This is a genomic window from Desulfobacter sp. (genome assembly GCA_028768545.1).
In the GTDB taxonomy this organism is placed as follows: Bacteria; Desulfobacterota; Desulfobacteria; order Desulfobacterales; family Desulfobacteraceae; genus Desulfobacter.
In genome coordinates this window covers 2,230,393-2,244,920 of sequence record CP054838.1, presented here as the reverse complement: position 1 = coordinate 2,244,920, position 14,528 = coordinate 2,230,393, and the positions used below count along the sequence as shown (strand labels likewise).

Sequence of the window (14,528 nt, the reverse complement as noted above, 5' to 3'; positions counted from 1 at the left end):
TCAGGTATTTACCAGGCCATCCAACTGCCCGGATATTTCAGGAAACGCTTGGGCAGGCAGGGCCTGAAAAATGGATCTGAACAATTCGCGGACCACGGCGGTTTTAGGATGGACAGAGAGCAGGTGAACCTCAATGGTCTTTATGTCCATGATCACCTGATCAAGCAGATCATATTGGGTCTCTTTTTTGCCCAGTCCGGATTTTATCCGGTCAAGCAAAAGGTCTGTGGTTTGACGGTCTTTGCTGGTCAAACCGATCTCATGGCTTAAAGAAAGACGGGGGGCATCCGGATCAGCCTTGGGTGTGATCCCCAGGGCCTTGATCCCCATGATTGTAATCCCGATGCCGCCGGACAAGGTTTTAAGTTCTGCCTGCCCCCCCATGAAAAGGGTTTCAGCCGTTTTCGCCGCAGCCTCTTTTTCAAGTCCAAGCGCATCTCCCACCGCATACATTGACACATTGGCCGAAGGATCACTTTGGGTCATCTGGTTGAGCTGGTATAAATAGGCCTGAATTTTGGAGGACTCTATTTCCACGGCATCTCCTTAAAAGGGCAAAGACAAAAAACCGGCCCGGGAACCACCGGGCCGGAAAAAAACAATGGGTTTAAACTATCAGGAAGACATGCACCCGTCATCCTCTTTGATCACCTTGGAATAGCATTGATCACGCTCTTTGTCATCTTTTGAGTTTTCATCACAGGCTGTCATTTTTTCAACCACTTCTTTCTGGTCCTGGGCATCGCAATACTCTTTTTTCTCTTTGGTATCTGCCATGGATCGTCCTCCCTGTCTAAGATTTGAATGGGGTATAACCAGATTGCTTGTGCAATGACTATAAGTTAACGCCCAAGAACGAAATGTCAACCATCAGGCAAGATCAAAATTGCCGGCATCCAGATCTGCCAGGTCATTTTCATCTACCCCGTGAAGTTCTGCCAACAGCGTTAATTCGGCATCATCTACAGTGCCGTTATTACTATTGTTATCCCCTGTCCAGAAATACACCCGGGCATCCTGGCCATTGCTCACCACAAAATAAGTTTCTGCTTCACCAGGAGAGCCTGTTAAACTTGTAAAATTCATTGAATTGGTTATGACATCCGCCTCATTGCTCCAGTCGGTCTGGGCCATATCCAAGACCCCTATGATTTTATAATCGACGGGCTTTAATGTGGGATCGTCCGAAGATGCCGAACTATAGAGGGAGCCCCCGGTGGGCCCAAACCCCAAATCCGTCTGAATGAACTGAATAATATCATTGCCCGTGCCTTCATGGATCTGAAAATCTTCAATCCGGTCCCGGTTGCCTGAATCCATCAGCCGAAAGGTATCATTGCCAATCCCGCCACGGAGGGTATCTTCCCCGTCATCCCCCCCACTGAGCAAATCATTGCCCTCGGCCCCTTTGATAAAATTATCCTCTGAGCTGCCCAGGATGGTGTCATCGCCCTGGCTGCCGTAGACATCTTCAATGTTGAAAAGGGTATCAACGGATAATAATGTATCATCGGTAGCATAGGCTTTAGCCTCTCCTGTCTCAAGGTTCACATACCCGTGACTGAATTGATCGAGGGTATCCAGATATTCAAAGTCAATCTCATCCTTGTCACCGCTCAGGCCGTCAATGGTATCGTTGCCCAGGGTCAGGACAAACATCTCTCCGGCCGTTGACGAGGCATCATTGGTTCCCGTGAGGGTATCGTCATACCGGGACCCACCAGTGATGAGAACGTCAACCAGGGTATCGGTATTGCCCCAGCCGTCCGTGGCTGTGGACCCGTCAAACCGGCCCCTGCCGTCAGAATAGGTATAATTTATGGAAACCCTCACAGGACCGGGATCATCATGATAGTCGGCAATATTCCCTGGAAACTCTTTGGGAACATTCCCGCCGTTGAGTTGGTCATCTCCGGCACCGCCCACAAGGCGGTCATTTCCAGATCCGCCGTCCAGAACATCATTACCGCCCTCGCCCACCAGCAAATCATTGCCGCCAAGCCCTAAAATGGTATCATTTCCCGGCCCGCCTTTGAGGATATCATCCCCGGCAGTGCCCGTCAGGGTCAAATCATCATCAATCTTGTCCTCTTGTTCAGTCTCTGCCGGATCGGCCCCGTATACATCAGAATCCTGTCGCTGGGTGGCGGTTTCCCGGTCAGCCCCGCTCCCATAGTCTTCGGCCATGAACTGGGAATCGCTCTGAATCTCGGAAAACTCAATTGCCTCCATCACAGTCAGACTTTGGGGTAAGTCCTCTGCATCCCCCTCTTGGGATGCGCCTTCTTCCTGAGCCCCATCTTCCCCGGAACCCTCTGTTTCCTCTCCTGAATCCTGGTCGTCTGCCCCATCTTCGTGGGAATCTTGGGATTCTCCTTTGGCAGTAATGGGAGCGGCCTCCCTAAAATCTTCCAACTCCTTTGGAGTCAAAATACGGGGGGCGAAATGGCCTGGCCCCTGATAAAATCAACCACCAGCCTGGGCTGGGAAATAAATTGGATATTTCCCATGTTATCCTGCACCACCAGGACTTTGTCAGTGCCGATCTCCTCCACACCTTGACGCTCGGTATCATCCCCCACTTCACTGACCACTGTGGTTCCCCTGATCCCAATGGTCGCCAGGGGAGATTTAAGCTGGAAATGATCTGGATTCTTTTCTGCGATTTCCCCGGTAATGGTGCGAAAAATCCCCTTAGACATGTTTAATAGCAAATCCGAATTAGAGGCATCATCAGGATCATACACATAGTTGTCCACCTGGATTTCACTGTTTTCACTCTGGGCAAGGGAAGTATTGTCTTTGAACAGAATCTCAAGGGAACTGCCCTGCTTGGTCACCAGGACATCCCCTTTGAAAATTTCGCTGCCGGAATTCAGAACCCGACTGGTGCCGTCTGACACGGCAACGGCATCTCCTGTTGCCTGGATGACCTTTCCCACTGAATTATCAGCCATAAGATATCCTTAACGCCTTGGAAATTGATGAAACACAACCTGTTTTAAACAATGTTTTCAATATACCCTGAAAATCAAAAATGCACAAATATAAAGATCATCGTCTTTCATCCAAGGCGAAAAATCAGGTCAGGGAAACTTGAGGGTGGGGACCTTTTTTTTGTCGCGAATCCAGTTCAGCCCTTGTTGAATCTGTTTGTTTCCCACAAGAAACAGGATTAATCGTTTTTTCTTCGGAAACTCAAGAAAAATCACTCCGACCAATATGGTCAAAAGGCCCTGGCCCGGTATAAAAAGCATGATGATTCCGGCAAGGATCAATACCAGTCCGCCAAGATTTTTCACGGCCCTGACAGCCAGAGACCCTTTTTTTAGTTTTCCCGGGCCCCGGTCCTGGCTGACGTCCACAAAATGATAGGTTGGAATTTTTCCCACAAGCCAGGACACAGCAGCCAGGCTGACCATGAAAAACATTGCGGACAGGACCGATATCCATATCCAAAAATTTGGATATGCAGATATTATATCTGCCCCAGCCCTGAAACAGGAATTAAAAAAAGACAAAGGGCCTCTCATCTTTGGGCGTTATTTTTTTCATTTCAACAGACCATTGCTCATGGCCCTATCGTTCATCTATCCACTCCGGCCAATCCCATAAAGTTCAGCATATTCTTTCATTGTTTTAACACCCCCTTAAAAAGGATAACCAGATGGTACCTGATTATCTGAAAAATCTAAAAAAGGCAAAACATTGAATATTTTTCCAAGCCAGACCCAAGGGACAGACAATACCCTGTCAGGCAGGTCTCGATTGGCCAGTACATTTTAAGGACCATAAACACGTATTCTCCCTCAGTAGTGTCCGGTTAGGTTGTTGCATATAAAAAGCATCTAAAATCATTGAAAAAACAGTCTGTTTTGTGTTGACAAATGTGCGTAAAAATTTTTGTGCGCCTTGAAAATTTAACTCAAGGAGCTCAAATGACGCACATCTCAGTCCCTAAAAAACAACTACGGTCCCTGAACTTTGACAATTTCAGGTGCTCTCTGATAAAGTCACTTTCAAAAGCACCGGAATTACAATCTCGAGGAGACCGCCCTTTAAAAATGACATTCGAAGACCAGATAAATGCTTTGGTTTATTTCCATCTTCAGGAGCACAAGTCTGCCCGACATTTAATTCAGGATCTCAAGGAGAATGTTTTTGCTAAAGAAAATATTGCGCCAGACGGTGGTATCAGCCGTAGTAGTTTCTGTGAAGCCATCAATCACAGGGGACTCGAACAACTGCAATTTATCTTTGAGGATCTTTATAAACAGGCTCTTGAGTGTCATCCGGGTGAACACGCCGAGTTAGGAGAGTTGGTTTCCATTGACGGTAGTCTCATAAATGCAGTCCTTTCAATGCACTGGGCGAACTACAGAAAAGGAAGTAAAAAAGCCAAAGTACATTGCGGATTTGACATTAATCACGGAATCCCAAACAAAATCTTTTTGACTGAAGGCAACGGCGCTGAACGCACTTTTGTTCCCAAAATACTTTCCAAGGGGCAAACAGGTGTTATGGATCGTGGATATCAATCCCATAAAGAATTTGACCTGCTTCAGGAGCAAGGCAAACATTTTGTCTGCCGTATAAAAACCAGGACAACAAGAACAATTATTGATAACCACGAGACCCCTTCCGACAGCTACATTTTTTATGATGCACTGGTTAAACTTGGTACTCCGAATCAAAACCAGACGAAAAGGCCTGTTCGGGTTGTTGGCTATAAAATTGCTGGCGTCAAATACTATGTGGCAACTGACAGGCATGATTTAACAGCGGAACAAATAGCAACAATTTATAAACTCCGGTGGACCATTGAGGATTTTTTCAAATGGTGGAAAGAACATCTGAAGGTATATCATCTCATTGCCCGCAGTGAATACGGCCTTATGGTTCAGATTCTTGGCGGCCTTATCACTTACCTGTTACTGACAATCCATTGCCAAAAACAGTTTAATGAAAAGGTCACGATCAAAAGAGTTCGGCAGCTGCGAACCGCCATTCTAAATGACCTGTTTGGCTGCGAGGAGCAGGGCTCTCATAGTTCAAACAGGGACAATATTGTCAAAGATCAAAAAATTATTGAGCAAGCAAAAACCTAACCGGACATCACTGATTCTCCCTTGTTAATGTCAATGGTGAGATTAGCGCCCCTGCCCTGGGCATATCTGATCCAAAAAGGACGATCATTGATGCCGCATTCATAATCCGGATGGGACTGACCGGTCTTCCCATTTTTCCAGGACAGGATCATGGGGTGATCGCAAATTTCAAAGGCCTTGTCCTTTGCAATCTGTTTGGCGGCGGTAAAATCCAGGTCTGAGGGATTGATCTGGATATCAATATATTCTTGGGACTGGTTTTGGGTGATATGGTGAATCTGAGTCATAAAAACCTCCATGGAGATTTGTCGATATTGTCGTTAAATTTTCACCCCTTTTTACAGGGCTGCTGGAAAAAAAGATAAGGCTTTTTTTTAATTTGACAACCGACAGGCTTACGGGTAGAAAGCAAACCAGGAACGATTAAATGAAGAAAAAAACAAAAAACAAGTTCAGGACATGGATCATAAAAACAGGGGTGAAACTTTGTTTGACCCTTATTGTCCTCTCATTCTGCCAGGTTCTGGCCTTTAAATTTTTTAATCCCCCGGGCACTGTGAACATGGTCTATGAATGGGCCAGAAGCAAATGCTTTGATGTCCCTTATCTCAAGGCAAATTATAAATGGCAGGACCTGGAAGATATCTCGCCCCACTTAAGACAGGCGGTGCTGGCATCAGAAGACCAGCGGTTTTTAACCCATAACGGGTTTGACTTTAAAGAAATTCAAAATGCAATTTCACAGGTGATGAACCACCACGGATTCAGGGGGGCGTCCACCATCAGCATGCAGGCGGCCCGGTCCATGTTTCTTCCTTCAAGCAGGAGTATAGCAAGAAAGCTGTCAGAAGCCTGGTATACCATCCTCATTGAACTGATCTGGGATAAGAAACGGATTCTTGAGATCTATTTAAACACCGTAGACTGGGGCACGGGAATCGTGGGCGCCCAGGCAGGGGCCCGGGCCTATTTTTCCTCGGATGCCAAAGACCTGACCATGGGCCAGGCCGCCCTGATGACGGCGATCCTGCCAAGTCCCCATAAATGGTCAGCCCGAAATCCATCCGTCCATGTGATCAAACGCAAAAAATGGATACTCTCCCAGATGAAGGCCATGCCCCTGTTATAGAGATTCTCAAAAAAAACAGGCAGGTATTTAACAGCCAAACAACTGCCTGCCGGTAATTTTTCTTAATACCAAGGTTAAAAACTCAGGATAGTTGCTATTTGGATTCAGCCCTCTGTGGCCACGGACAAAAAGACTTTGTTTTCCAGCGATTGTGAACCCAAAACCATTGCTCAGGGCATCGGCGGATCATGGATTCCACAGCAGAGGTATAATTTTGTGTGTTGATCTCAAGATCTTTTGTCTGATCTCCGGTTAACACCAGAGGCACTTCAGGCAAAAATTCAATAATATACCTCTTATTTTCCCGCCGGATGAACATGGGAACAACGGGGGCGCGGGTCCTCATAACCAAAGAGGCCACGCCCCGATTGGTACAGGCAGGCCGACCGAAAAAATCCACAAAGCAGCCTTCATACCAGTCCACATTCTGATCAAGAAGGGTCCCCACCACCTGGCCCTGGGCCAGCAGCCCATCAATCTTCCGACTGGCCCCTTTCAGTGCAATCAGCCTGGTACCATAGCGCTGGCGGATTTCCAGCATAAATCTTTCCAGGGGCTGGAAATCCATTTTCCTGTAAAGGATTGCATTTTTCAAACCGGTTTGGGAAATGGCCTGACAGAGCAATTCCCAATTGCCCATATGACAGGTCAAAGCCAGCACTCCACGTTTTTTTGCAAGGGCGGATTCCAGGTTCTCATACCCTTTAAAGATAAAATACCGGGGAAATTTTTCTTCTTTAAGATTATATGCCCACCCGATTTCAAACAGGATCCCGATTATATTTTTAAAAATCTGCCGGGTCATATTTCTGACCTGGGGGCTGTCCTGAGAAAACCCAAAAGCGTGGCTGATATTTTCCTGAACAACGGTTCGATGACGTTTATCAATCTGATACCATAACCGTCCTAAAAAATTGGAAAAGGCTCTGGAGATGGGGCGGGGAATCCAGCCGATGAGCTGGACGATAAGTTTCAGCAACCGGTAAATTGTATCATCTGTCATTATTATACCTTTATCCTAAGGGGTCATGGCAACCTAAGATCGCCTTTGCTCCAATCTATCCTGACAAAAGATCCAGGCAAAAATCATTGCCTGGACCATAAACTCTCTTCTCAAAATAATTTGGATTTTTTTCCAGAAAAAATAGATTCACAGATGAGAGGAGTTCACTTTGAATCCGCAGTCCCTGGGTGAAAAAACAAGATATTTCCTAATTGAAGTCCACCAGTTCCACATCAAAAATAAGGGTGGCTTTCGGCGGAATAACACCGGGATATCCTTTCTGGCCATAGGCCAGATGATAGGGAACAAGCAACCTGCGCATCTCCCCTTTTTTCATTCCCGCAATCCCCAGGTCCCAGAACGGGATCACCTCGCCTTTGCCCAGAACAAATTCTATGGGCCGGCCCCGGTCCCTGGAGGAATCAAATTTTTTGCCCTTTGAAATCACCCCGGTATAATGGACCTAAACTATGGCGCCCCGGTTCACAACAGGGCCTGTCCCGGGTTTTACCAGAACATACATCAACCCGGAATCGGTCTTTAACGCATCGGGATTTTTTTTATTTTCAAGCGTTTTGACAATGGCATCAAATCCGGCCTGATCCGCTTGAAAGGCGCCTGCATCATCGCCCTTGGCAATGATCTTAACGCTATTGATCACATCCCCTTGTCTTATGGCATTGACCACATCCATCCCTTTGACCACCCGGCCGAACACAGAGTGTTTAAAATCCAGCCAGGGTGTGGCCTTGTGGGTGATAAAAAACTGGCTCCCATTGGTTCCGGGGCCTGAGTTGGCCATGGACAAAATACCGGGGCCGTCATGCTTGAGTTCTGGATGAAATTCATCGGCAAACTGATATCCCGGACCGCCGGTCCCGTTTCCCAAAGGATCTCCTCCCTGGATCATAAAATCCGGGATCACCCGGTGAAACTTCAGGCCATCATAAAATTTTTCACCCTTTTTCACCTTTGTCATCATCCGGCCCTGGGCAAGGCCTGCAAAATTGGCCACGGTCATGGGAACTTTTTGATAAAACAACTCCAGGACAATCTGTCCCCTGCTGGTGTTGATGTCTGCATAAAGGCCATCTTCAAGGTCAGCAGACTCCGGTTTCTGGGCCAGGGCGTTTAGCGGGGAAACCATGAGGGTAAACAGGCAGATCCAAACAAAAAAAAGCCGGCACAGCCCAGGCACCAGCCCCATAAAAAGGGCATTTGCCCCTGCCCAAAAAGATTTGTTCATAGCATGTTTCATAATCATTCCTAATGAAATATTGGGGTGAGTAAAAGAAGTTAACATCCTGAAACACCACCATTTTTTCTTTTAATATCAACTAATTAAAATCAGGCGACTCTCAATCGCTCAACATCGGCACGGATACTACCATTTTTTTTTTGAAACATAAACTGATTTAACCGAAGGATTAGGCCATGGACCATAAAAATTTAATCCCGATAAGAATCAAAACAGCGCCCAGCAATCGTTTCACGCTCTGGGGCTTCATTTTCTTCTGCATGGTTCAGGTCCCCAGATACCCCCCGAGCCAGGCGGCCAGACCTGCGTAGACAAAAATTTTAAGGGAGACCGATCCCATGGCCGCATAGGTTACAAAGGCCGAAAAAGATGAAAACGGCACGGAAAAGGCCGTCACCATGGCCACTTTCTTGGGGTTAAATCCCTGAACCACCATCAGCGGGGAAATGATACCACCCCCGCCAACCCCCAGAAGCCCCGAAACAAAACCAGCCAGAACGCCAACCCCCATGGGGCCTGCAAAAGGGCGGTCTTCCCGGTATTGGTGTGAATATTTTGAACCTTTGAAAAAAATCATCATGGAACCGGAAAAAAACAAAAACCCAATAAAGACAAAAAGCAAGGTGCGGGTGGGCATAAAATAGCCGCCTAAAACGGCAATGCCAATGGCCCCGGTCATCCATTGGTTGATGGTTAAAAATATAGTGTCCAGCATTGGATTATCCTTTATTTTTCAAATCCGGCTTTTCCACGCCCATTTTTGTCAATTGTTCAACAATGGGTGCTTCATCCAAAAACCCAACATGGCGAAAGACCTCTTCGCCTTTTTCATTAAATAATATCTGGGTTGAGATGGCCCTGATTTTAAACCGGGGGCCTGCTGCCGATTTTCCCATACATCAATAAAGACAATGTCGGCCCTTCCCTCATAGGCCAGTTTAAGCCTGGTAAGTATCGATGCCATCAGTGTTACAGGGAATGCAGTTTTTGGCACCCAGGTCTACCAGGGTGATCTTTCCTTTTTCCGGTATTTTGGAAAGGTCCTGTGCCCATCCCGGCGAAGCAAGCAGACAAATTGAAACAAGTGCCAGAAAAACAAACCTATTCAAAGGGATTGGCATAATGAATTCCTCATTTGTGGTTTACAAAAATTATGTTTCCAGCCAGGATAAAATATCTGCTTTTTTAGGGACTTTTCCCGAGCATTTCACCTCACCGTCCACAATCACAGAAGGGGTACCAAACACCCCTAGGAAGCAATTTGCATCATATCGGTAATTTTTTCCACCGAGGCATCCACCCCGGCCTCTTTAACCGCTTCTTGGACCCGCTTTTCAGTCTTGCTGCATTTGGCACATCCGGGACCCAGCACTTTAATTTCCATTTTTTTTATCTCCTTTAATTCAATACATTCTTAATTATAAAATCAGGTTAAACAAATAGCCGGCAAAGAGAATCCCGCAGGCCACAACAACTACAAATACGGCAATCAAGCGGGGTTTTAACACTTTTCTTAATATCACCATCTCAGGCAAAGACAGCGCAATAACACTCATCATAAAAGCCAGAACAGAGCCCAGGGCTGCGCCTTTTCCCAAAAGGGCTTCGACAACGGGAATCACGCCTGCGGCATTGGAATACATGGGCACACCGATGAGAACAGATAAGGGAACCGACCACCAGGATCCCTTGCCCATGATGGAGGCCATAACGCCTTCAGGGACAAAGCCGTGAATCCCCTCACCCACCCCGATCCCCAAAAGGACATAGATCCAGACCCGGCCGATAATCTCTTTTACCGCATCCCAGCCGAGCAGCCCATATAAAAGACCCAGGGCAATTTCATTGACCATGGGGGCGGCAATGAGAAAGGAAAAGGTCACGCCCAAAGGCACCCCTGCCGTTACAAACCCGATAAAAAGCGGCACGGCGGAACAGGAACAAAAAGGGGTGACAATGCCGAGCAGAGCCGCCAGGACATTGCCGGCCAATTCACTCTTGCCGGACAAAAAAGCCCGGGTTTTTCAGGTGTAAAAAAGCTTCGGATAATTCCGCCGACCCCAAAAACAACCAAAAAGAGGGAATGTTCAGAATTCTGTGTCACGGTTTCGGTTCCCGGATCTGCCTCAGCGCCAGCGGAAGTAAAAGTCAGGTCCGAGAATGAGCCTTCAATCAGCCACGTCGGAGGAGTTGACTTTTGCTGGAGTGGAGTTCCTGGAACCATCTTTTCCATCTGTAAATAAATCCCTATCAAATTCCCAGCTCTTTATCCAGCCGGCCTTCAAAGAAAATTGCCAACTGGGAAATTGTCAGTGACCAATTTTGAATCGGTATTGTCCATTTTTTACTGGCGTTCTGGATCCCCATGTAAAGCAGCTTTAACAGGCTGTCCTGGTTCGGGAATGATCCCTTTGTTTTGGTCAGTTTTCGAAACTGTCGATGCACAGCCTCAATGGTATTTGTGGTGTATATTATCCGTCGAATCTCTTCTGGATATTTAAAGAAATGACTGAGGCGTTCCCAGTTGTTCCGCCAGGATTTTATCACAATCGGGTATTTGTCATTCCATTTATTTTCCAAGATATCCAGTTCTTCTTCGGCCAGATCCTTATTGACCGCTTTATAAACACGTTTTAGATCTGCCATAAATTCCTTTTTATTTTTGGAACCAACGTATTTCAATGAATTTCGGATCTGGTGGACTACGCAGAGTTGAACTTCTGTGTCCGGGAATATGGTCTCAATGGCCTCGGGAAAACCTTTTAGACCATCAACACAGGCAATCAGGATATCTTTTACCCCTCGGTTTGAAAGGTCTGTTAACACCTGCAGCCAGAAGTTCGCACCCTCATTCTCGGATATGTACAGCCCAAGAACCTCTTTGCGGCCCTCGATATTCACCCCAAGAATTGTGTAAACGGCCTTGCTGCCGACCTTTCCGTTTTCTCGTACTTTATAATGTATGGCATCAAGCCATACGATTGGGTACACATTTTCCAACGGCCTGGCCTGCCATTCTTTGACGGTATGGATGATTTTATCGGTAATGGTGCTCAGAGTGGCATTTGAAATCTCAAGTCCATAGATTTCCTGTAAATGGGAAGCCATATCATTATAACTCATGCCCAGGCCGTAAAGGGCTATTATCTTTCTTTCAATTTCATCGCTGAGCGTTGTCTGATGTTTTTTGACGATCTGTGGAGAGAAGGTTCCGGCCCTGTCACGCGGGGTTTTTAGCTCAAATTTACCATCCAGGGATTTAATGGTCTTTTTGCTTTTTCCATTACGGCGGTTGGCAGAAACTTCCTGCCCGAGATGGGACTCCAACTCTCCTTCAAGAGCAGCTTCAGCAAGATTTTTGATTAATGATGTAAGGACGCCGCCCTTACCTGTGAAGGGTTTACCTTCCTGGATGCCTTTAAGGGCTTTTTGAAAATCAAATTCGGTGTTTTCTTCGGTCATGTCAGTTCTCCTTATTTAGCTGAGTATATCAGCTTTCATTCAACTGACACAGAATTTTGAACGCCCTCGTTTCGGTTCCCGGATCTGCCTCAGCGCCAGCGGAAGTAAAAGTCAGGTCCGAGAATGGGCCTTCAATCAGCCACGTCGGAGGAGTTGACTTTTGCTGGAGTGGAGTTCCTGGAACCATCTTTTCCATCTGTAAATAAATCCCTATCAAATTCCCAGCTCTTTATCCAGCCGGCCTTCAAAGAAAATTGCCAACTGGGAAATTGTCAGTGACCAATTTTGAATCGGCATTGTCCATTTTTTACTGGCGTTCTGGATCCCCATGTAAAGCAGCTTTAACAGGCTGTCCTGGTTCGGGAATGATCCCTTTGTTTTGGTCAGTTTTCGAAACTGTCGATGCACAGCCTCAATGGTATTTGTGGTGTATATTATCCGTCGAATCTCTTCTGGATATTTAAAGAAATGACTGAGGCGTTCTCAGTTGTTCCGCCAGGATTTTATCACAATCGGGTATTTGTCATTCCATTTATTTTCCAAGATATCCAGTTCTTCTTCGGCCAGATCCTTATTGACCGCTTTATAAACACGTTTTAGATCTGCCATAAATTCCTTTTTATTTTTGAAACCAACGTATTTCAATGAATTTCGGATCTGGTGGACTACGCAGAGTTGAACTTCTGTGTCCGGGAATATGGTCTCAATGGCCTCGGGAAAACCTTTTAGACCATCAACACAGGCAATCAGGATATATTTTACCCCTCGGTTTGAAAGGTCTGTTAACACCTGCAGCCAGAAGTTCGCACCCTCATTCTCGGATATGTACAGCCCAAGAACCTCTTTGCGGCCCTCGATATTCACCCCAAGAATTGTGTAAACGGCTTTGCTGCCGACCTTTCCGTTTTCTCGTACTTTATAATGTATGGCATCAAGCCATACGATTGGGTACACATTTTCCAACGGCCTGGCCTGCCATTCTTTGACGGTATGGATGATTTTATCGGTAATGGTGCTCAGAGTGGCATTTGAAATCTCAAGTCCATAGATTTCCTGTAAATGGGAAGCCATATCATTATAGCTCATGCCCAGGCCGTAAAGGGCTATTATCTTTCTTTCAATTTCATCGCTGAGCGTTGTCTGATGTTTTTTGACGATCTGTGGAGAGAAGGTTCCGGCCCTGTCACGCGGGGTTTCCAGCTCAAATTTACCATCCAGGGATTTAATGGTCTTTTTGCTTTTTCCATTACGGCGGTTGGCAGAAACTTCCTGCCCGAGATGGGACTCCAACTCTCCTTCAAGAGCAGCTTCAGCAAGATTTTTGATTAATGATGTAAGGACGCCGCCCTTACCTGTGAAGGGTTTACCTTCCTGGATGCCTTTAAGGGCTTTTTGAAAATCAAATTCGGTGTTTTCTTCGGTCATGTCAGTTCTCCTTATTTAGCTGAGTATATCAGCTTTCATTCAACTGACACAGAATTTTGAACGCCCTCTAAAAAGAGCAGCATCATGACCTTAGGGGTGTCATAAAGGAAAAATTCTATGGAATCCCCCAGGTGGGAGCCTTGCTGGATCGGCAGCAGATCATATGTCAGCCATTTTGACAGCCCGGGCAATTGTTTGTAAAGAAGCCACCAGAGAACTACCCCGGCACTCCCCATGAATAGGTTCAGCACCAATGCCACACCCGGTTTTCTTTTTATTGCCCTAATCGGGGGTGACTTAAATTTCATTTTAGTTTCTCCTGTGTTTATACGTAGCCACCCAACGATGTAGCCGCTGGGTTTTTGGCTTATTCTTTTCCCACAATATCATGACGATCAATTCCAGGAAGGATCTTGCCCAGCGCCAGTTCCGGACAAGCTTAGGCTCAAAGAATAAACCACCCGCAATCCAATCCCTAATCACGGGCATGGACCCAAAACTAAGAATCGCAAGGTTAAGGATAGCAAAAAGCATATTAGGAGCCAAAGAGAGCATCATTCGGCCAGGCATGGGATACATTTAAACGGTATATACCTTATGATCAAGATCGGGCGGTTCAGGGGGCTGAGGCGGTTCAAAAAACGTTGGCCGGGAAATGGCCGATTTTCAGCCAAGGGGGCTGAAAACAAAAAAAGCAGCTAATTAGCTGCTTTCATTAGTATTGTATGGGGTGAGTGACCGGGATTGAACCGGCGACAACCAGGGCCACAACCTAGTGCTCTACCGACTGAGCTACACCCACCGCAACAAAACTCTCCCTAACTATCAGAACCCACCCCCTTTTTCAACCTTTTTCTGATTTTTTTTACCCAAAGTTCCAATATATTTAAGATTGACCTGGCACCTGTGTTTGACTATTATCCATGGGATAAAGAGACGTATAATTTTAAGGACAATTGTATATGAATGCATTGACTATTTTCACGGTGCGCCTGATGCTGGGCCTGGCTTTCGGCATTATTTTAATCCGGCTGTTCCGGCCGGAATGGGGAATTTATCACGGGATCGGCACCGGTATCATCCTGGTGGCCCTGGCATATGGGATGGGCTTTATCAATAAATCAAAAAAAGAATAACGGAAAA

At 46.3% G+C, this 14,528-nt stretch carries 11 protein-coding genes, 1 tRNA gene and 7 pseudogenes; 3 read left to right on the top strand and 16 right to left on the bottom strand.

Features of this window, described 5'->3' with window-relative positions; genetic code table 11:
* The 5 genes from HUN05_10735 to HUN05_10715 all read right to left on the bottom strand — a co-directional run bounded on the left by HUN05_10735 (position 1) and on the right by HUN05_10715 (position 3,431).
* Positions 1–537 (bottom strand): hypothetical protein, encoded by a 537-nt coding sequence (locus HUN05_10735; protein ID WDP85546.1) that lies wholly within the window; start codon positions 535–537, stop codon positions 1–3.
* 78 nt (positions 538–615) lie between these two features.
* On the bottom strand, positions 616–777 hold the full coding sequence (locus tag HUN05_10730) for a hypothetical protein (protein WDP85545.1): 162 nt from the start codon (positions 775–777) through the stop codon (positions 616–618).
* A gap of 93 nt (positions 778–870) precedes the next feature.
* Positions 871–2,415 (bottom strand): calcium-binding protein, encoded by a 1,545-nt coding sequence (locus HUN05_10725; GenBank protein WDP85544.1) that lies wholly within the window; start codon positions 2,413–2,415, stop codon positions 871–873.
* An 11-nt stretch (positions 2,416–2,426) separates the two neighbouring features.
* Positions 2,427–2,957 carry a FecR domain-containing protein gene (locus tag HUN05_10720; protein WDP85543.1) on the bottom strand — a complete coding sequence of 177 codons (531 nt, stop codon included), beginning with the start codon at positions 2,955–2,957 and terminating at the stop codon, positions 2,427–2,429.
* A 129-nt stretch (positions 2,958–3,086) separates the two neighbouring features.
* Positions 3,087–3,431 (bottom strand): hypothetical protein, encoded by a 345-nt coding sequence (locus HUN05_10715; protein ID WDP85542.1) that lies wholly within the window; start codon positions 3,429–3,431, stop codon positions 3,087–3,089.
* A 507-nt stretch (positions 3,432–3,938) separates the two neighbouring features.
* Between HUN05_10715 and HUN05_10710 the strand changes: the two genes are divergently transcribed.
* A complete protein-coding gene (locus tag HUN05_10710) occupies positions 3,939–5,108 on the top strand; it encodes an IS4 family transposase (protein ID WDP88025.1) in 1,170 nt (389 codons plus the stop codon).
* Here the strand turns inward: HUN05_10710 and HUN05_10705 are convergent.
* Positions 5,105–5,395 carry an AF1514 family protein gene (locus HUN05_10705; GenBank protein WDP85541.1) on the bottom strand — a complete coding sequence of 97 codons (291 nt, stop codon included), beginning with the start codon at positions 5,393–5,395 and terminating at the stop codon, positions 5,105–5,107. The two genes, HUN05_10710 and HUN05_10705, sit on opposite strands and share 4 nt — an antisense overlap.
* Before the next feature lie 140 nt (positions 5,396–5,535).
* Between HUN05_10705 and mtgA the strand changes: the two genes are divergently transcribed.
* Positions 5,536–6,237, top strand: coding sequence for a monofunctional biosynthetic peptidoglycan transglycosylase (gene mtgA, locus HUN05_10700; GenBank protein WDP85540.1), 702 nt, complete (start codon positions 5,536–5,538; stop codon positions 6,235–6,237).
* Positions 6,238–6,331: 94 nt separating this feature from the next.
* Here the strand turns inward: mtgA and HUN05_10695 are convergent, their stop codons facing one another.
* The 10 genes and pseudogenes from HUN05_10695 to HUN05_10650 form a co-directional block, all read right to left on the bottom strand.
* On the bottom strand, positions 6,332–7,240 hold the full coding sequence (locus HUN05_10695; GenBank protein WDP85539.1) for a lysophospholipid acyltransferase family protein: 909 nt from the start codon (positions 7,238–7,240) through the stop codon (positions 6,332–6,334).
* A gap of 208 nt (positions 7,241–7,448) precedes the next feature.
* A pseudogene (locus HUN05_10690) lies at positions 7,449–8,387 on the bottom strand (peptidylprolyl isomerase).
* 280 nt (positions 8,388–8,667) lie between these two features.
* Positions 8,668–9,144: pseudogene (locus HUN05_10685) on the bottom strand (sulfite exporter TauE/SafE family protein).
* Positions 9,145–9,217: 73 nt separating this feature from the next.
* Positions 9,218–9,619 (bottom strand): annotated as a pseudogene (locus HUN05_10680) (thioredoxin family protein).
* 30 nt (positions 9,620–9,649) lie between these two features.
* Positions 9,650–9,882, bottom strand: a pseudogene (locus HUN05_10675) (TM0996/MTH895 family glutaredoxin-like protein).
* 34 nt (positions 9,883–9,916) lie between these two features.
* Positions 9,917–10,578, bottom strand: a pseudogene (locus HUN05_10670) (permease).
* Between the two features lie 170 nt (positions 10,579–10,748).
* A complete protein-coding gene (locus tag HUN05_10665) occupies positions 10,749–11,960 on the bottom strand; it encodes an IS256 family transposase (protein ID WDP85538.1) in 1,212 nt (403 codons plus the stop codon).
* Positions 11,961–12,173: 213 nt separating this feature from the next.
* Positions 12,174–13,385: pseudogene (locus HUN05_10660) on the bottom strand (IS256 family transposase).
* A 68-nt stretch (positions 13,386–13,453) separates the two neighbouring features.
* A pseudogene (locus HUN05_10655) lies at positions 13,454–13,693 on the bottom strand (hypothetical protein).
* A gap of 418 nt (positions 13,694–14,111) precedes the next feature.
* A tRNA-His gene (locus HUN05_10650) sits at positions 14,112–14,187 on the bottom strand.
* A gap of 154 nt (positions 14,188–14,341) precedes the next feature.
* On the opposite strand from HUN05_10650, the gene HUN05_10645 reads away from it, so the two are divergent.
* Positions 14,342–14,521, top strand: coding sequence for a hypothetical protein (locus HUN05_10645; GenBank protein ID WDP85537.1), 180 nt, complete (start codon positions 14,342–14,344; stop codon positions 14,519–14,521).
* The last annotated feature ends 7 nt before the right edge of the window (positions 14,522–14,528 follow it).

What these genes read in the sequence shown, in the direction of transcription:
- mtgA (WDP85540.1), top strand. Translation starts at nt 5,536, where the DNA reads ATGAAGAAAAAAACAAAAAACAAGTTCAGGACATGGATCATAAAAACA.
- HUN05_10665 (WDP85538.1), bottom strand. Translation starts at nt 11,960, where the DNA reads ATGACCGAAGAAAACACCGAATTTGATTTTCAAAAAGCCCTTAAAGGC.
- HUN05_10730 (WDP85545.1), bottom strand. Translation starts at nt 777, where the DNA reads ATGGCAGATACCAAAGAGAAAAAAGAGTATTGCGATGCCCAGGACCAG.
- HUN05_10710 (WDP88025.1), top strand. Translation starts at nt 3,939, where the DNA reads ATGACGCACATCTCAGTCCCTAAAAAACAACTACGGTCCCTGAACTTT.
- HUN05_10705 (WDP85541.1), bottom strand. Translation starts at nt 5,395, where the DNA reads ATGACTCAGATTCACCATATCACCCAAAACCAGTCCCAAGAATATATT.
- HUN05_10715 (WDP85542.1), bottom strand. Translation starts at nt 3,431, where the DNA reads ATGTTTTTCATGGTCAGCCTGGCTGCTGTGTCCTGGCTTGTGGGAAAA.
- HUN05_10695 (WDP85539.1), bottom strand. Translation starts at nt 7,240, where the DNA reads ATGACAGATGATACAATTTACCGGTTGCTGAAACTTATCGTCCAGCTC.
- HUN05_10720 (WDP85543.1), bottom strand. Translation starts at nt 2,957, where the DNA reads ATGGCTGATAATTCAGTGGGAAAGGTCATCCAGGCAACAGGAGATGCC.